We start from the raw sequence: 17,840 nt of genomic DNA on the forward strand, positions 1-17,840 counted from the left end.
CCGGCAAACCGCGGGGCACCGACCCTACCGGCGGCCCACGTGCATGACGGTGCCGGTCATGCGGGCCACGGGCGTGCCGAGGTCGTCCTCGATCAGGCAGCCGTAGAAGCCCAGCGTGCGGCCGCGCTTGTCCTCGTCGGCGGTGGCGATGAGCCGGCCACCTTTGGGCGCGCTCATGAAGTTGACGTTGAACGCCACGGAGACCGTGTCGGGCGCGCCCACGGTTGCCGCCACCACGATGGCAAAGTCGCCCAGCGAGAAGATCGCGCCGCCCATGACGCCGCCCTTCTCGTTGAGGTGGCGCTCCTCCAGGTCAAAGGCGCAGACGGCATGCCCGGCGGCCGCCTCCAGGATCTGCGCCCCAAGCGCCCCGGACACAAACCGGTCATGCGAGAAGTGCTCGCGCACCTCCTCGAGGCTGGCGTCGGCGGGTATGGCAAGGCTGGCATCGCCCATGGGGCTCCCTTCCGCAGGTTGACCGCTCCAGTCTAGCGCCGGACGGCGACCGCACGCCCCGGTGGCTACTCCTGCCCGCCAGCCTGGTGGCGCACCAGGCGCCGCGAGAAGAGCCTGGTCTCGTGGCGGTTCTCCCAGAGCTTGAAGAGCTCGGCCACCAGGGTGGGCACCACGGCCAGCGCGCACGCCACCGCCCAGCGCACCCAACCCACAGCGGACATGCCAAAGACGGCGCCCAGGGGCTCCACCAGCACCAGCGCGGAGAAGACCGCCACCATGGCCGCGGCGCTCCACGCCAGCGGCATGTTGTCGCGCACGGTGCGGCGGAAGACCGAGCCGCGGCTGCGCACGGTGAAGACGTGCAGCACGCTCGTCACCGCCATGACGAAGAAGCACATGGTCTGCCCCACGCCAAAGCCCGCCGCCACGGCGCCCGGCAGCTCCACGAAGCGGCCCAGCCAGAACGCCAGCAGACCCACCGCGGAGAACGCCACCGTCTGCTGCAGCGTGGCCCGCACCACCAGCGGCGAGAAGAAGCTCTCGTTGCGGCCGATGGGCTTGCGGCGCATGATGCGCTCGTCGGAGGTGTCCTGGGCCAGGTGCAGGCCCGGGATGCCGTCTCCCAGCACGTTGGCGAGCAGCAGCATGACCGGCGTGAGCGCCGTGCCCCAGCCCGCGAGCTGGGCTCCCAGCATGACCACGATCTCGGACAGGTTGCAAGACACCAGGAAGTACACGGTGCGCTTGATGTTTGAGAAGACGTTTCTTCCCTCGCGCACGGCCTCCACGATGGTCGCGAAGTTGTCGTCGGTCAGCACCATGTCGGCGGCCGCCTTGGCAACCTCGGTGCCGGCCGCGCCCATGGCAACGCCCACGTCGGCGGCCTTGAGCGCCGGGGCGTCGTTGACGCCGTCGCCCGTCATGCTCACGACCTCGCCCTGCTCCTGCCAGGCCTCCACGATGCGGATCTTGTCCTCGGGAGAGACGCGCGCGTACACGGAGTAGCCGCGCACGTTGGCCACGAGCTCCTCGTCCGTCATGGCGGCCAGCTGCTTGCCCGTGACCACCGTGCCCTTCTCGCCGAGGATGCCGATCTGCCGCGCGATGGCCGCGGCCGTGGCGGCGTGGTCGCCGGTGATCATGACCGTGCGGATGCCGGCGCGACGGGCCGTCTCGATGGCGGCCGCCACCTCGGGGCGCGGCGGATCGATGAGCCCGACGATGCCCTCAAAGGTGAGGTCGCGCTCGAGTTCCTCCAGGTCCCCGCTGGCGGGAAGCTCGTCCACCACGCGGCTGCCCAGCGCGATGACGCGCAGCGCGTCCGCGGCAAACCCGTCGTGGACCTCCTGGCGGCGCCGCAGCTCCTCCGCAGGCGCCGGCGAGAAGGGCAGCCGGTCGAAGGCTCCCTTGGTGAGCACCAGGTAGCCGCCCTGCGGCAGCGCGTGCACGCTCGTCATCATCTTGCGGGCGGACGAGAAGGGCACCTCGCCCACGCGCGGTCGCTCGCGCTCAAGCTCCTCGCGGGTCTGGCCGCCCTCCATGAGCAGGCGCATGATGGCCGTCTCGGTGGCGTCACCCACGATGCGCGTGCCGCCCTCGCCGTCGGGCTCCACGGTGGCGTTGCTGGCCAGCGCGAGCTTGCCAAGCAGGTCGAGCTCGGCCACGCCCTCCACCGGGCCGTCCACCGCCACGGGCACGCTCACGGGCAGGAGCGGCGAGGCCGCCCACATGCGCCGGATGGTCATGCGGTTCTGCGTGAGGGTGCCGGTCTTGTCGGAGCAGATGACCGAGACCGAGCCCAGCGTCTCCACGGCGGGCAGTTTGCGCACCAGCGCGTGCTTCTGGACCATGTTGTGGACGCCCTGGGTGAGCGTGAGAGTGACGATGAGCTGCAGGGTCTCGGGCACGGCGGCCACGGCCAGGCTCACGGCCGCCAGCACCATGGCCCAGAACTCCTCGCCCTGCTGCAGGCCCGTTGCCAGAAGAATAGCCGCGGCCACCATGGCGACGGCGCTGATGGCGCGCACCACGCGGACCAGCCGCAGCTGGAGCGGGGTCTGCATCTTCTGGGCGTCGTTGAGGTAGCCGGCGATGCGGCCCATCTCGGTGCCCATGCCGGTGGCGGTCACCACGGCCGTGGCGTTGCCGGCCGTGACCAGGCAGCCCGAGAAGACCATGCTCGCGCGGTCTCCCAGCGCGGCGTCGTCCTCGGGCGTGGCGGAGGCGTCCTTCTCGGCGGCCTCGGACTCTCCGGTGAGGGAGGACTCGTCCACGGCCAGGCCCGTGGCCTCTATGAGGCGGGCGTCCGCGGCCACGAGGTCACCGGTCTTGAGCAGGAGGATGTCTCCGGGCACCACGTCGGCGGTGTCCACCTCCACGCGGGCGCCGTCGCGCAGCACCAGGCAGGTGGGGCTGTTGAGGTTGGAGAGCGCCTCCAGGGCGCGCTCGGCGCCGCGCTCCTGCGTTACCGCCAGGACCACGTTCAGGCAGATGATGACCAGGATGACCACGGGCTCCAGGTAGCCTGCGCCCTCGCGGACGGCAAGCGCCAGTGAGAGCGCGGCCGCCACCAGCAGGATGACGTTGGAGACGTCCCTGAACTGGCGTAGGACCTGCGCGGCAACGCTCTCGCTCTTTGCCTGCTGGTAGGCGTTTGCGCCGTGGGCTGCCAGGCGGCTGGCCGCCTCGGCGGAGGAGAGGCCCGTCCGGCTAGACGTGCCCTGCTCGTGGATGAGCCGGTCGATGGGGGTGTTCCAGTGCTTCATGTCCCTCGTTTCGTGCGACGCGCGAGCGGGAGACGGGCGCCCCCAACCGCGGGGGCGTCTCACATTCGCTGGTTTTCAAGGTGCGCCGGCCGTCCGGCCACGCAACGTTTGGTTAAATACCCCCTTTCGAGGGGGTTTATACGCCCTGGCTTGGAGCGCGCGGCAAGAAGGGCTTCTCGCCGAGAAACACGCGCTACCATGGGAGGCCCACGCCAAGACGTCACCCCTACCGCCTCGAGGAGCGCCCATGACCCCCGACTTCTATGACCTTCTGTACAACGGCTACACCGGCGAGTACCAGCTCATGAGCTCGCTGTACCGCAACGGCCTGGACGCCGTGCGCCCGCCCGCGGACATGGGCATTGACGTGGTCTCGCTCAACCTCAAGGACCAGCTCGAGAACCCCGACCACGCACCAGAGACGTTCTTCTTCCAGGTCAAGACCGCCGTCACCTCAATCGAGAAGAGCGACGGCCACCCCGGCGTGCTCGTCACCGTCGCCTTCAAGCTCAAGCCAAGCGAGGTGGACCTGCTGTGCGCCGACGCCAGCCGCGCCCTTATGTGCTACGTCTACAACCAGCAGAGCGACGCGCTCACCAACGCCTACGAGAGCCCGTTCATCTGCTTCTGGATCGACGGCGCGCGCCTTGCCGCCATCCGCGAGGCGGCCCTCTTCCAGCGCCCCGGGGACTCCAAGCTCACCCTGGCCTGCCAGCTGCGCAGGCCCGCCTACGAGGGCGGCCACTGGTACGCCGTGATCGTCGACGAGAGGGGCCACCAGGTCCCCGAGGGCTACCTGGGCACGGTGGACTCCGAGAACGAGAGCACGCAGGCCTCCGACGGCGCCGACCACTACAGCGTCCGCGGCTACCTGGACTACGCGCGCGGCAAGCGCGGGCAGGCAGGGCGGACGTCGCAGGCGGCGCCGGCGGCCCCGAAGGAGCCCCTCGAGCCCGAGGATGCCTTCAGGGCCTAGAACGCCGCCTCCTCGGCGCGCTCCTGCGCCAGGCGGGCATCCCACTCGGCAAAGAGCTCCTCGACCTCCCACAGGCTGAGCACCTCCTCGGCCTGCGCCCGAGCATGGTCGCGCTTCTCGCAGAAGTCCTGGTAGCGGGGGTGCCTCTCCAGCTGGTACGCCCCGTCTGCCACGCCCTTCTGGCCGCGGCAGAACAGCCACCAGGTGCCCTGGGGCGTCTCGAGCAGCGTGGTGGGCATGCGACCCGCGCGAGTGGAGAAGTAGCGCGCGGTGCGCTCGTCCTGGAAGGCCAGCACTAGATGGCGGTCGCAGTTGCCCACGATGGAGTTGGCCGAGGCCTCGCCGTAGCGCGCCTCCAGCTGGCTCACCGTCTGACAGACCACGGTGCAGCTGATCTCCCTGCTGCGGATGACGGAGAGCACGTCGTCAAAGTCCGGCAGGCGCAGGTTGGCAAAGTCGTCCAGCATGAAGCGGACCGGCACGGGCAGCCGGCCTCCCTCGGAGGCGTCGGCCTCGTCGCACAGCGAGCAGAACGCCTGGCGCACAAACAGGCTGGTCAGCGCAGTCATGCTGTGGTCGAGGTCGTCCATGGTCACAAAGAGGGCGCACTTCTTGTGGCCGAGCGCGGCAAAGTCGACCTGCTGGGGGCGCTCGTAGCTTGCCATGGCGGCCTCGTGCGAGAAGGGCAGGATGTCCGCGGCAATGATGCCCATGATGCTCGCGTGCATCTTCTCCGCCCGGCCCGTGGCGCGGGCGCGTCGGTAGAGCGAGACGGCAAAGCTGCTCGGGTTGTCGTGCTCCAGGTCTTCAAAGAGCTCGCCCGCGTGGCCGTCTGCCGCCTGCTCGAAGACGCGCACCACCGATGCCATGTTGCAGGAGCGCTCGGGCATTGCCTCAAGGACGTAGGCCACGTAGCTGGCCAGGTAGTTGGCGGCGGCGTGGCCCCAGAAGGGGTCGCTGCCCATGTCCTCGGCCGAACAGACGGCGTTTGCCACCGCAATGACGTCCTGCGTGTTGGGACGGCCGTGGCTCCAGCGGACGTGCGCCAGCGGGTCGTAGCCCACGGTGCCCGCGCCCTCGCGAGTGAAGTCTAGCTGGTCCACCTGGTAGCCGTTGGCGCGCAGGTACGGTGCGAGCTCGTCGTAGAGCGACCCCTTGCCGTCAAGGACCACGTAGGACCCCTGACACTGGAGCAGGTTGGGCACCAGATGGTTCCTGGTCTTTCCCCCGCCGGAGCAGCCCAGCACCAGCACATTGTTGTTGAGGCCGGTCTGCCAGGCGTCCGTGCTGGCGGAGTGGTTGGCGGTGAGGAGCAGCTCGCCGGCATAGGCGGCGCGCGGGTTGGCGGGGGCGGCGAGGACGTCTGCGTTCTTGTCGATGTTCATCTTTTTATCCCTTTCCAAAGGACGGCGAGAAGTGCGTGCGGCTAGAGGCTTGCGACGACCGCGTCGGCCAGGCCGGCCTCCACGGCCGCCTCCGCCTCGAAGTAGGTGTCCTGCGCGGTGAGCTCGAAGACGCGCTCCAGCGTCATGCCCGTGTGGCGGGCGAGCACCTCTCCGGTGATGTCGCGGATGCGCATGAGGTCGTCGGCGCGGGCCTTGACGGAAAGGGCGCTGCCGCCAAGGCCGCCGCCAATGAGCGGGTCATGGATCATGACGCGGCTGTGCGGAAGCATTTCTCGCCGAGCGCCAGAGACAAAGACCAGGGCCGCCATGCTTGCGGCCATGCCCAGGCAGATGGTGGTGACGGGGCAGGAGAGCGTCTGCATGACGTCGTAGAGCGCAAGGCCGGACTGGACCTCGCCGCCCGGGCTGTTGATGAACATCTTGATGGGAGCGACGGCATCGGCGCGCTGCAGGTAGAGCAGGCTCCTGATGAGGATGGCGGCCGACTCGGCGTCGATGGGGCCGCAGAGCTCCAGCTCGCGGTTGGCAAGCATCTGGTCACGCACGTCGAGGCGGCAGATGCCCTCGCAGGTCTCTTGCAGGACCTGCGGCTGGTAAAGGGGGTAGATGGCTTCGCTCATGGGAAGCTCCTTCCAGAGGTTTGCCGGTCGCAGATGCGCGACCGGACGGCGTTTTGACAGCAGCCATGGTTGGCTGCCATACATGCCGTGAGTCCTCTTTGGGTTGTGGAGCTTCCGCCGCATGCGTCTGGGCGGTGAGCGTGATACGCACTCTAGCACATCGTCCGGACGTTTGCGCGAGTTTTTTCTGGCGAGAAGGGCACTCCTTTGGGCACCGCAAATACCGACCTGGGTATTCTCCGGCCAATACCCAAGTCGGCTTTTCTCGCCAGATGACCGCTAATCCCGACCTGGGTATCCGCTTTTGGACACCCAGCTCGGTTTTTGTGGCACTGCCACCCCTGCGGCAGCCCGCTCCGCCTCCAGCCATTTGTGGCGACTCCGTCGCGGCTCTTGCCCTGGAGCGCACTCAAAGTCCTATGCTCTTCTCGACCACAAGAGACGGGCCACGACGTCCTGGGCGAGTTTGCGCCCGAGTTTGCCCACCTCAACGACGACGTCCTCTTTGGCGAGGTCTGGAACCGGACGGAGGCTTAGGCTCCGACTTGGGCACCAGGCCCTAGTTGCAGTAGACCTGGGCAAAGACGCTGTAGCGCCAAGAGCGGGGCAATCTAATAAGGCGGCCGACGCCCTCTAGAGCGTGGCGTCGACGGCGCGGATGAGGGCGGCGCGCAGGCCGGAGGCCTCCAGCTCGGCCACGCCGCGGATGGTGGCGCCACCTGGGGAGCAGACCGCATCTTTCATGGCGGCAGGATGCTCACCAGTCTCTAGCTGCAGCTTTGCCGTGCCAAGCATCATCTGGCTCACGATTCTGTACGCGTCCGCACGCGGGATGCCATGCTTGACGGCGGCGTCGGCCAGGGCCTCGATGCCCATGGCGACAAACGCGGGAGAGCAGCCGCCCACCGTTCCGCCCACAAACAGCAGGCGGCTCTCAAGCTCCACCACCAGGCCAAGCTTGCACAGCAGGTCAAGCACCTCGACGCGTATCTCCGCGCCCATCGTTGAGGCGCGCTCCACCGCGATGACGCCCTCGTTGACGGAAACCGGCGTGTTGGGCACGCAGGAGAGGTGCGCCGCACCAGGCAGGAGCTCCTCCCACTTGGCGCAGTCCCAGCCCCAGGCAACGGAGAGCACGGCCTTGCCGGAGAGCCCCTCTGCCAGCGGCCCCACGACCTCGGCGATGAGGTGCGGCTTCACAGCAACGACCACCAGGTCAGACGCCGCGACGACCTCCGCCGCACCCGAGCAGGCCGTCATGCCGCGCGCCTCGCAGCGCTCACGCAGCGCGTCAAAGCGCCCCGCGCAGGCGCACATCCGCCCCGCGTCCACGCCCGCGGCAATCCAGCCGTCCGCCATGGCGCTCGCCATGTTGCCAAAGCCAATGAAGCCAATCCTCATAGCTGCCCCTTCCACGATGCCTGTTGCCGCCAGTATGCCAGAGCATGCCCACACGGGCGCCCCCGACCGCGCGCACGCAAAACAGCGTACATAAACGCAAGAGACCCTTCTCGCCAACTGGGCAAACGCGGCGAGAAGGGCGCGGGCAACGGTCACCTAGCGCGGGCTCAAACTCCGCAATAGCGAAAAAAATCGATATTGCGGAGTTTGAGCCCAGTTCTATTACGCAATATTGCAGTCCAGCTGAGAGGAACGTCCCTACACCAGCCTGGCGTAGTCCTGGCTCTGGTGGAAGACGTGGGCCACGTAGACCTTCTCGCCTTTGACACGGTACAGAGCAAGATAGCCCTCCAGCGCTGCCTTACGATATCCCAAGCGGGCAAGCCGCGACTCCCTGGCTGTGGGATACATCAGCGGAAACGCCTCGACCTTGGCCACAAAGCCATCGAAGGCGTCCAGCAGGTCGCCCGCCGCCGCGGGGACACCCAGGGACTCCGTCAGATACAGCACGGCCGCATCGAGGTCTTCCTTGGCCTCGTCGGTGACCACGACCTCACAGGCCATACTTGGCCCTCAGGCCTGCAGAGACCTCGCGCGCATCGGCCACCCTGCCGGCGGCGATATCCGCCTCGGCGCGGTCGATGGCCTGGTAGAGCTTGGCCCGAGCTGCCTCGGCGCAAAGGGCCTCGTAGCCGCTCACGGAGAGGGCGACAAACGCCTCTCGCCCATTCTTGGTCACCAGGACCGGGCCGGCGGCATTCTGGACGGTGTCCGTGAACTCCGCCGTATTCTTGAGCTCCTTCATGGGCACGCAGGTAGCAGGCGCCATCTTTGGCTTCCTTTCGTCTTGGCAGCTTAAAAATACCACGATTGTGGTATTTCTCTAACAGCGACGAGAGGAAGTCACCCAAACTCCGTCACCGGCGGACACTTTGGCGAGAAGAACGTCCGCGGGTGACGGAGTTTGTCGCCGCCCGCGGCGCCGGCCCGCGGCGTCCGCGCCGCCAACCCGCGCTGCCAGCCCTACCCGCGATGCCTCGCCGACGGGAGGAACTTCTCGCCAGAAAAGATGGACTCCACGGCGGTCTGGTACTCCCCCACCTTGCGGGCGGACCTCACCCTGCGCCGGACGGACTTCTCGTCAGCGAACGCGCAGCTGGCGTAGAGCCACCACTCCTTCATGCGCATTACCGCGTTGCCGCCCATCTCCTCCTCGTAGGCGGCAAACAGCGCGTCGTGAAAGCGCCGCAGCTCGTCGGCCGCAAGCGGCGCGCCGCCGCAAAGCACGCGCGGCAGGGCGGGGTTGCCAAGCACGCCGCGGCCCAGCATCACATGGCGCGTCTGCGGATACGCGCTGGTCAGGCGCTTGAAGTCATCGACATCAAAGATGTCTCCGTTGTAGGCCACGGCAAAGGGCGCCTCCTCCAGCGTGCGCCCATAGGGCTCCCAGCGCGCCGTCCCCCGATAGGCGTCCACCCGCAGCCTCGGGTGCACGATCAGCTCCGCCAGGGGACAGCGGCAGTAGGCGGCCAGGACCTCCCCGTACTCGTCGTCCCTCTCCACGCCGATGCGCGTCTTGACCGAGACCGGCAGGGGCGACCTCTCGCACACGTCCTGCAGAAACGCCTCCAGCTCCCGCGGCTCCCGCAGGAAGCCCGCACCCTTGCCCTTGGAGACCACGGTGCCCGAGGGGCAGCCCGCGTTGAGGTTGACCTCGCGATAGCCCATCTGCTCCAGAAGACCGGCCGCCCACACAAAGCGGTCGGCGTCACGGGTCAGCAGTTGGGGGACCACGTCCAGCCCCTCGTTGACCACGGGGTCCAGCTCCTTCTTGGCGCGGCCGACAAACCCCTTGCCCACCTGCGGCGGAGCCACAAACGGCGTGTAGTAGCGGTCGAGCGCGCCAAAGCACTCGGCGTGGACACGCCTGAACACGTGCCCCGTGGCCCCCTCCATGGGGGCAAGCGAAAGAATCATCCTTCTCTCCGTTCTTCTCCCCGCCATTGTGGCATGCCGGCCTGCCGGGCAGAAGCGCCGGCAGGGCGCCGAGCTCACCCGCGGGCATGCGCCGGCTCTTCTCGCCTACCTCACGAACACCATGAGCAGCGTGCCGGCAACGATGAGCGCCAGGCCGGCGCCGGAGCAGGCCGTGAGCTTCTCGCCAAATACCAGACGAGAAAAGCCAATGGTCACGAGGATGCTCAGCTTGTCTATGGGCACCACGACGCTGGCCAGGCCGTCCTGCAGCGCCTTGTAGTAGCAGAGCCACGAGGCGCCCGTGGCCAGGCCGGAGAGGCAGATGAAGAGAAGCTCGCGGCGGGGAACGGAGCGGACCTCACCCACCTTGCCCGTCACGGCGACCATGGCCCAGGACATGACCAGCACCACGATGGTCCTGACGGCCGTGCCCAGGTTGGACTCCACGCCCTCGATGCCCACCTTGCCCAGGATGGCCGTCAAGCTGGCAAACACCGCGGAGAGCACGGCGAACACCAGCCAGGAGCCTCCCTTGGACGGGGCGCCCGCCGAGGGCGCGGCCGGCTTGCGCTCGATCATCATCAGCGTGCCGGCGAGGATAAGCACCATGGCGACGACGCTTGCCCAGCTCAGAAGCTCGCCCAGCAGCAGGAAGGCAAGGAGCATGGTGAGAACGGTGCTGGACTTGTCGATAGGCACGACCTTGTTGACGTCTCCCAACTGGAGCGCCTTGAAGTAGCACAGCCACGAGGCACCCGTAGCCAGGCCGGAGAGGCCCAAGAACGCCCAGGTCATAGGCGCAATCGAGGCAATCTGCCCCGCCGAGCCCACCGCCGCGACCATGACCCAGGCAAACGCTAGGACAACGATGGTCCTGATGGCGGTGGCAACCGTCGAGTCGGTCTCGCGGATGCCGCACTTGGCCAGGATGGCCGTGATTCCCGCAAAGAACGCCGACCCGCACGCAAACGCAACCCACATGTCAAAGCCTCCGAACCCAGAATCGCACCAAGGGCGGCAATCCAGCATAGTCCTCGCGCGTAACGGGGGCGTAAAGAGGCGCGGCCGCGGGAGCGCGCTAGCCCAGGTAGCGCCCAGTGACGCTCTGGGGGCAGGTGGCAACCTGCTCGGGGGTGCCGCAGGCCACCACGCGACCGCCGGCCTCGCCGCCGCCCGGGCCCATGTCTATGACCCAGTCCGCGTTGGCTATGAAGTCAAGGTCGTGCTCCACGACCACGACGGTAGCCCCCTGGTCCACCAGGCGCTGGAACACGCCCAGGAGGGTCTCCACGTCGCGCGGGTGCAGGCCGATGGTCGGCTCGTCAAACACAAAGACGGCGTCCGCCTGGCCGCGACCCATCTCGCTAGCGAGCTTGAGGCGCTGGGCCTCGCCGCCAGAGAGCGCAGGCGTGGCCTCCCCCAGCGTGAGGTAGCCCAGGCCCAGGTCGTGCAGGGTCTGGAGCTTCTCGCGGGCGCGCTTGAGATCGGCCACGTGCGGCAGGGCCTCATCCACGGAGAGGGCCATGAGCTCCGGCAGGCTGAGGCCCGGGCCGTCCGTGCCCTTCTCCACGCGCCGAACGCCTGCGGCCGCGGTGCCGTAGCGGCTTGCGCGGCAGTCCGGACAGTCGATGTCCACGTCGGGCAGAAACTGCACGTCAAGCGATATCTGTCCCGTGCCGTCGCAGGTCGGGCAGCGCAGGCGGCCCGTGTTGTACGAGAAGTCCCCGGCCTTGTAGCCCGCCTCGCGCGCGGCGTCCGTGCGCGCGTAGGCCCGGCGCAGGTCGTCGAGGACGCCGCAGTAGGTTGCCACCGTGGAGCGCACGTTGGTGCCGATGGGCGTGGCGTCTATGAGGTTGGCGCGCGAGACGCCCGCGGCGTCAAGCGCCGTCACGTGGGCGGGCAGCGGCTCGCCCGCCGCCGCGGCCGCAAGCGCGGGAACGAGCGTCTCGAGCACGAGCGTGGTCTTTCCGGAGCCGGAGACGCCCGTCACGGCCACAAGACGCCCCTTGGGAACGTCCACGCAAAGTGGCCTCACCGTGTGGAGACCGCTCGACTCAAGGTGAATGCGCCCCAGGCCAAACATGTCGTCCGCCTCGGTCCTCGGCCGGGCCCCCACGCGCTTCTCGCCGCTCAGGTACGGGCCGATGAGGGACTCCGGGCACGCGGCCACCTCGTCCACGCCACCCTGCGCCACCACGGTTCCGCCGCCCGCGCCCGCCGCCGGGCCCATCTCCACCAGGTGATCGGCCGCCGCGAGGATGCGCGTGTCGTGGTCGACCATGACCACGGAGTTGCCGTCCGCAATGAGGTCCCGCATCACGCCCAGAAGGCCGTCCACGTTGGCCGGGTGCAGGCCAATGGAGGGCTCGTCCATGACGTAGAGCACGCCCGTGGTGCGGTTGCGCACGGAGCGCGCCAGCTGGACGCGCTGCCGCTCGCCCGTGGAGAGCGTGGAGCCCGCGCGGTCAAGCGAGAGGTAGCCCAGGCCAAGCTCAAGGAGCCGCCGCGCCGTGGACTGGAAGGACTCGCAGATGGAGGCCGCCATGGGACGCATCTCGGCGGGTAGGCTCTCCGGCACGCCCGCCACCCAGGCACAGGCCTCGTCAAGCGTCATCTGCGTGGCCTCTGCCAGGTTGATGCCGCGCACGAGGGGGCCTCGCGCCGCGGCCGAGAGTCGCGTGCCACCGCAGTCCGGGCACGGGCCCTCAACCAGGAACTTTGCCACGCGCTTCAGGCCCTTCTCGTCCTTTGCCTTGGCAAGGGAGTTCTCCACGGTGCGCACGGCGTTGAAGTAGGTGAAGTCCAGCTCGGCAAAGTTGTCGCCCTTCTTGGCCTTGTACAGGATGTGGCGCTTCTCGGCGGGGCCGTCAAAGACGATGGCGCGCTCCTCGGGCGTGAGCTCGCAGAAGGGCACGTCGGTGCGCACGCCCATGGCGCCGCAGACCTGCTTCATGAGGTCCCACATGAGCGAGCCCCACACCACCACGGCGCCCTCGTCTATGGACTTGCTCTCGTCGGGCACCAGCGCCGCGCGGTTGACGGTGCGGGCCACGCCGGTGCCGCCGCAGATGGGGCAGGCGCCGCCGCTGTTGAAGGCCAGCTCCTCGGCGCCGGGGCCGCGGAACTTCTGGCCGCATTCGGGACAGGTCAGGGGCAGCTCGGCCGCCACGTTGAGGCTCGGCGGCACGTAGGCGCCGCAGTGCGGGCACACGTGGCTGCCCACGCGCGAGAAGAGCAGGCGCAGGCTGTTGAGAAGCTCGCTCGAGGTGCCAAAGGTGGAGCGCACGCCGGGAACCGCCGGGCGCTGGCGGAGGGCCAGCGCCGCCGGAACGTAGCGGACGTCGTCGACCGCGGCCTTGCCCGCCTGCGAGATGCGCCGGCGCGTGTAGGTGGAGAGGGCCTCCAGGTAGCGGCGCGAGCCCTCGGCGTAGAGCACGCCCAGGGCCAGCGAGCTCTTGCCGGATCCGGAGACGCCGGCCACGCCCACCAGCTCCCCCAGCGGGATGTCCACGCTCACGTTCTTGAGGTTGTGCACGCGCGCGCCGCGTACCTCGATGTGGTCGATGCGGTCGGGGTTCTTGGCCTGGCTCTTCTCCATGTGCTTCCTTGCCGTTGGGGTTTCTCGCCCCCAAGGGTAGCGCCGACGCGACGCGCTTGTCACGGCTGGGGATGACGGCCGAAAAATCGATAGCAAATGCCCGAACCGTGCGGCTCGCAACGTGAGCTAGGCAGACTATACATCAAGACTGGCACCGACCAGGCAAGAAGGGCACTCGCCCCGCCCATCCCCCGCCTGCGCGCAGCCCACCCGCCCGCGCTGGTAAAGTGGTGTCCTGCAACCATGCACAGCCGCCGCGCCGGGCGCGGCCTTCAGCGGGAGGAACCCATGACGCAGATGTCCGCCTTCGAGGTCCTTGGCCCCATCATGATCGGCCCCTCGAGCTCCCACACGGCCGGCGCCCTGCGCTGCGCCCAGACGGCCCTCGCGCTGTGCGCCGGCGAGCCCGCCTCCGTCACCTTCACGCTGTGGAACAGCTTCGCCCACACCTACCGCGGCCACGGCACCGATCGCGCACTTCTCGGCGGCATCCTGGGCTTTGACACCGACGACGAGCGCATTCGCGACTCGTTCCAGATTGCCGACGAGCGCGGCCTGGCCTACCGCTTTGCCATCGGCGGGGACGACCCGGCCCTGCACCCCAACACCGTCGACATCGCCATCACAGAGTCCGGCGGCGGCACGCTCGAGGTCCGCGGCGAGAGCCTGGGCGGCGGCCGCGTTCGCCTCTGCCGCATCAACGGCGTCTCCGTGGACATCCTGGGCGAGTACGAGACGGTCTTTGTCTCCCACCGAGACGTGCCCGGGGCACTGGCCAGCATCATCGCCTGCGTGGCGGACGACGGCGTGAACATCGCCTTCATGAAGACCTATCGCTCCGAGCGCGGCGGCATGGCCTACACCGTACTGGAGATGGACGACGCCCCGGCAGACGCCGTTCTGCAGCGGCTCTCCCAGCTCGCGCCCGTCACCTCCGCGCGGCGCATCCACATCCCCGGCGCCACCCGTCCCGGCGGCGAGGGCAGCTCGCCCTACCTGTTTGCCAACGGCCGCGAGCTGCTGGACCTCTGCGAGAAGCACGGTACTAGCATCGGCGCGGTCATGCGCCTGCGCGAGGAGTCGCTCTTCTCGCCTGGGTTTGACGAGCGCATGGCCCACGTGCTCCAGGTGATGCGCGAGTCCTCCACCCGCGCCATCGAGAACCCCCGGCCGTCGCTCGGCGGCTTCATCGGCGGAGAGGCGCGGCTGCTGTCCCAGGCGTCCGGCACCGCCGCGTCCTCGCTCGTGGGCGCCCCGCTCACGCAGGCCGTCACGCGCGCCATGGCCGTCCTCGAGCAGAACGCCACCATGGGCGTCATCGTGGCGGCACCCACCGCAGGCTCCTCGGGCGTGGTCCCCGGATGCGTCATCTCCGCAGGCGAGGCCCTTGGCGCAGGCGAGAAGGACGTCCAGCAGGCGCTCTGGTGCGCCGCGGCCGTGGGCATGCTGCTCTCCCGCAACGCCAGCGTGGCCGGCGCCGAGGGCGGCTGCCAGGCAGAGGTGGGCTCGGCCGCGGCCATGGCGGCGGCAGCGCTCGCGCAGATGCTCGGCGGCACCCCCGAGCAGGCACTCAACGCCTCCTCCATTGCCTTGGGCAATCTGCTGGGCCTTGCGTGCGACCCCATCGGCGGCCTGGTGGAGGCGCCCTGTCAGAACCGAAACGCCATCGGTGTGGCCTGCGCGTTCACCGCGACGCAGCTCTCGCTCGCGGGCATCAAGGCGCCCGTCTCCTTTGACGAGGCCGCCGACGCCATGCTGCGCGTGGGCCGCATGCTCCCCCTCGAGCTGCGCGAGACCGCCCTCGGTGGCCTGGCCACCTGCCCCAGCGTCTGCTCCGCCTGCGGCGCTTGCGCGTAGAGACCCCTCGCTAGCTTGTGAGCGCCGCGAATGCCCACGCTCTTAGGAACAAACAAGCCGCTGGTATAGCACGCAATTTCGTCATCAAGGCCGCAGGTCATTCCAATGTGCACGAAGGTGCAGCCGGGGTCTGCCATGGCGCGCGATGCCATCGCGGCATTCTTCCATGTGTCAGGCGCATGGGCCACTCAGGCACGGCACATCGGGCAAGGTAGCGCTACGTCGTACCCCTTGGGTATCGACCCCCGCAACGCAACGTTTGCCCTGTTGGCAACAGAGCAAAATGGGCCGCTACTCAAGGGGTCCGTGACAAGACGCAAACGTAAGTCTGTAGATTATTTGACCTCAGCGCCTGCATGACGGAATTCTCCGCCAGCGCACCTCTGAAGTCAGAGGACCCCAGAGGCAGCCCCTGCTCCTGAGACTCCAACCAAAGACGTGGGTTGACTCCGAGCTTGTAGAACATGAGACCCGTATCGGACAGGTACACCTTGAAGAAGCTACCCTCCGTGTCATCGTAGGGAACGAGCGGCGCCTCGGCGCAGTCGGTCAAGGCGTTGATGGAAATGATTCCCGCTGCCTCAAGCCAATCCAGCGGTTCAATGAGCTTTGCGCGGCGTCCACCGCGCTCGGCCTCAGAGTATTTGAATTTTTTAGTCGACGAACGGAGAAGCTGCGAGGGAATCGACCGCCACACCTTTCGAGCGGCAAGGCCGCTGATTCCATTATCTGGGTCTGTCATGTCAGCGGTGTACGTCTGGTCGACCTCGCGCTGCTCGATTCGAGCGTCGTCGATTGACCTTGCTGCCACATAGGCGTCGTCATAGGTCCCGTTGGCCTCGGCCGCCGCAGCCGCGGCGACGTCATAGGCCCTCTGCGCGTCATCGGCGGTCTTCTGGGCGGCGTCAAGCTGCGCCTTGGCCTCGGCAGCCGTTGCGGGAGCTTTCTTGGCGTTGGGCTCTACCCGGCGGTTTGAGCTGGCGTCACCCGTCGCGCCATTGGCGGGCACGGCCCCGGCAGGCGCGGGCTGGACGCTCGGCGCCAGCAGCGCGGCCGCCGTTGCCACTGCCAGAAGGCGCTTGCCCATCTCGCGACCAGCCTGCTCTTCACGATTCGGAGTGATGCTCATGACGCTGCCCGTTCGCCGCCCATTGGCGAAGAGGTTACCGTGAGGTCCGTTCCGCGACTGGTGTGATGTACCCCCTACCGCGGTCTTCTCGCCACCAGGTGCGCGCGGAAGTCCTTCTGCGCCTCCATGGAGACCACCTCAAAGCCCGCGGCGCGAGCAGCCCCCACAAAATCGCGCTGCCTGAGTACGCGCACGTCACCGTGGCCAAACGCGCGTGCCAGTGGCAGTTCGAAGTGGTTCATAAGCCATACCACCAGGTCATTTGAGGTGTAGTCCCGCAGAATCAGGCGGCCGCCGGGGCGAAGCACGCGGAGGGCGCCCGCCAGAAACGCCGCCTGGTTGGGGTAGTGGTGAAAGCTGTTGGAGCACAGCACCGCGTCAAAGGAAGCGTCCCCAAAGGGCAGGTCCTCGGCATCTCCCACCACAAACTCCATGCCAGGCGCCACCTTGGTGCGCGCGACCTCAATCATCTCCGGCGTGAGGTCAAGGCCCACGTAGTGCCTGCCGGGGTACTTGTCGTTGAGCAGTGCGATGACCGCACCCGTGCCGCACCCCACGTCAAGCACGTCGAAGAAGGGCTCCTTCTCCAGCTCCGCCAGCATCTGGGGATAGTCGTCCTTGCACATCTCGTAGAGGCCCGCGTGGTTGGTGTCGTAGGTCTTTGCTGCCTCGGAGAACTCCTTGATGGAAAGCTGCTTGTACTGCTCGGGCGTCATGGCGCCTCCCCCTGCGACTGTTTGGTGGCGTGATTGTTAGTCTAGTTTAACTCTTAAGTTGAGCGAGCCGCCTGTATACCGCGCAAAACCGCGTTCCAGCGGAAGGCGATCCTGCGCGCAGGGCGATCTTCTCGCCATTTGCGCAGTTTTCCCTTCCAGCGGAACCAAATTCTGCGCGCCGAGAAGCCCTTCAAACCCCTCGCGTACAAATGCCTTCCAGCGGATGGCAAATCTGCGCGGCAAAAGCGTGGCCCGGCGACCAACTTGCAAGGCGCGGCAAGCAACAGGCGGCGGGCTCTCCCTCCTTTGCCGCGCAGAACCCGCCTTCGTGCGAGTACTTTTGGCTTGGGCGGTGCAGAAGTGGCCTTAGTGCGAGTGCCTTTATGGCACCTCGGCAACCGGTCTAGGAATTTTATGCAGTCGAGCCATTGACGATCTGCGATTTCCCGATGAAATATACATTGCTTTTTTTGATATATTCTCCAGAGTCAAAACAACGCACTCGCACGAAGCTCACTTCTGCGCAACGGAACGGAATTCACTCGCACGAAGGGGAGTTCTGCGCCAACAGTGGCCGCTCCTTACATCCCAGATGGTCAACCTCCTTCTGGATCTCGGTCATCTGCCCGCGGGCCTTCTCCTTTTGCTGCCGGATGCTCATCAACCTCTGTACCTGGGCCAATAGCCCCCCGCGAGCAAAGGTACATGCGACGCCAGATCTCGGAAAGCCACATTCCAGTATCGCGCAGGCAGAGCACGATGCGAGCGGTGCCAAGCTGGCTGACGGCGCATCGACACGGCCACTGCCTGCGAGAATGAGCCAGTAGTCAGCCAAATCAGGGTTCACATCGGTCATACCCCACGGAGGTCAGCGCCCTTCTCGCCTACTTGCAAGAGTGAGCGCTGCAGAGCGGTATAGTTAGCCTAGACCAACAAGTT

The 17,840-nt window shown here is 67.5% G+C and carries 14 protein-coding genes; 2 read left to right on the top strand and 12 right to left on the bottom strand.

What is annotated here, in order from left to right:
- Positions 1–24 precede the first annotated feature (24 nt).
- Positions 25–456 (bottom strand): PaaI family thioesterase, encoded by a 432-nt coding sequence (locus DXV50_RS06490; RefSeq protein WP_117205441.1) that lies wholly within the window; start codon positions 454–456, stop codon positions 25–27.
- A gap of 65 nt (positions 457–521) precedes the next feature.
- Complete coding sequence (locus tag DXV50_RS06495) at positions 522–3,221, bottom strand: cation-translocating P-type ATPase (protein WP_117205442.1); 2,700 nt, start codon at positions 3,219–3,221, stop codon at positions 522–524.
- Positions 3,222–3,468: 247 nt separating this feature from the next.
- Between DXV50_RS06495 and DXV50_RS06500 the strand changes: the two genes are divergently transcribed.
- Entirely contained in the window at positions 3,469–4,197 is a 729-nt protein-coding gene (locus tag DXV50_RS06500) for a hypothetical protein (protein WP_117205443.1), read from the top strand.
- Here the strand turns inward: DXV50_RS06500 and DXV50_RS06505 are convergent.
- The 8 genes from DXV50_RS06505 to DXV50_RS06540 all read right to left on the bottom strand — a co-directional run bounded on the left by DXV50_RS06505 (position 4,194) and on the right by DXV50_RS06540 (position 13,199).
- Entirely contained in the window at positions 4,194–5,582 is a 1,389-nt protein-coding gene (locus DXV50_RS06505) for a VirD4-like conjugal transfer protein, CD1115 family (protein ID WP_117205444.1), read from the bottom strand. The two genes, DXV50_RS06500 and DXV50_RS06505, sit on opposite strands and share 4 nt — an antisense overlap.
- A 41-nt stretch (positions 5,583–5,623) precedes the next feature.
- Positions 5,624–6,223 carry a ClpP family protease gene (locus DXV50_RS06510; protein ID WP_157966977.1) on the bottom strand — a complete coding sequence of 200 codons (600 nt, stop codon included), beginning with the start codon at positions 6,221–6,223 and terminating at the stop codon, positions 5,624–5,626.
- 633 nt (positions 6,224–6,856) lie between these two features.
- Positions 6,857–7,624 (bottom strand): pyrroline-5-carboxylate reductase, encoded by a 768-nt coding sequence (gene proC / locus DXV50_RS06515; RefSeq protein ID WP_198666424.1) that lies wholly within the window; start codon positions 7,622–7,624, stop codon positions 6,857–6,859.
- A gap of 258 nt (positions 7,625–7,882) precedes the next feature.
- Positions 7,883–8,188 carry a type II toxin-antitoxin system RelE/ParE family toxin gene (locus tag DXV50_RS06520; protein WP_117205447.1) on the bottom strand — a complete coding sequence of 102 codons (306 nt, stop codon included), beginning with the start codon at positions 8,186–8,188 and terminating at the stop codon, positions 7,883–7,885.
- Positions 8,178–8,453, bottom strand: a complete 276-nt coding sequence (locus tag DXV50_RS06525) for a type II toxin-antitoxin system prevent-host-death family antitoxin (protein ID WP_117205448.1) — start codon at positions 8,451–8,453, stop codon at positions 8,178–8,180. Before DXV50_RS06525 ends, DXV50_RS06520 begins: the two co-directional genes overlap by 11 nt.
- Positions 8,454–8,647: 194 nt before the next feature.
- Positions 8,648–9,601: a tRNA dihydrouridine synthase gene (locus tag DXV50_RS06530; RefSeq protein ID WP_117205449.1), complete on the bottom strand. Its 954-nt coding sequence runs from the start codon at positions 9,599–9,601 to the stop codon at positions 8,648–8,650.
- Between the two features lie 105 nt (positions 9,602–9,706).
- On the bottom strand, positions 9,707–10,582 hold the full coding sequence (locus tag DXV50_RS06535; RefSeq protein ID WP_117205450.1) for an EamA family transporter: 876 nt from the start codon (positions 10,580–10,582) through the stop codon (positions 9,707–9,709).
- A gap of 97 nt (positions 10,583–10,679) precedes the next feature.
- Entirely contained in the window at positions 10,680–13,199 is a 2,520-nt protein-coding gene (locus DXV50_RS06540) for an excinuclease ABC subunit UvrA (RefSeq protein WP_117205451.1), read from the bottom strand.
- 288 nt (positions 13,200–13,487) lie between these two features.
- Between DXV50_RS06540 and sdaAA the strand changes: the two genes are divergently transcribed.
- On the top strand, positions 13,488–15,056 hold the full coding sequence (gene sdaAA / locus DXV50_RS06545; RefSeq protein WP_117205452.1) for an L-serine ammonia-lyase, iron-sulfur-dependent, subunit alpha: 1,569 nt from the start codon (positions 13,488–13,490) through the stop codon (positions 15,054–15,056).
- Between the two features lie 295 nt (positions 15,057–15,351).
- Here sdaAA and DXV50_RS06550 read toward each other — a convergent pair whose 3' ends face one another.
- Positions 15,352–16,185 carry a DUF4143 domain-containing protein gene (locus tag DXV50_RS06550; RefSeq protein ID WP_117205453.1) on the bottom strand — a complete coding sequence of 278 codons (834 nt, stop codon included), beginning with the start codon at positions 16,183–16,185 and terminating at the stop codon, positions 15,352–15,354.
- A gap of 74 nt (positions 16,186–16,259) precedes the next feature.
- Positions 16,260–16,901, bottom strand: coding sequence for a class I SAM-dependent methyltransferase (locus DXV50_RS06555; protein WP_117205454.1), 642 nt, complete (start codon positions 16,899–16,901; stop codon positions 16,260–16,262).
- Between the last annotated feature and the right edge of the window lie 939 nt (positions 16,902–17,840).

This window comes from Paratractidigestivibacter faecalis (genome assembly GCF_003416765.1).
GTDB lineage: Bacteria > Actinomycetota > Coriobacteriia > Coriobacteriales > Atopobiaceae > Paratractidigestivibacter > Paratractidigestivibacter faecalis.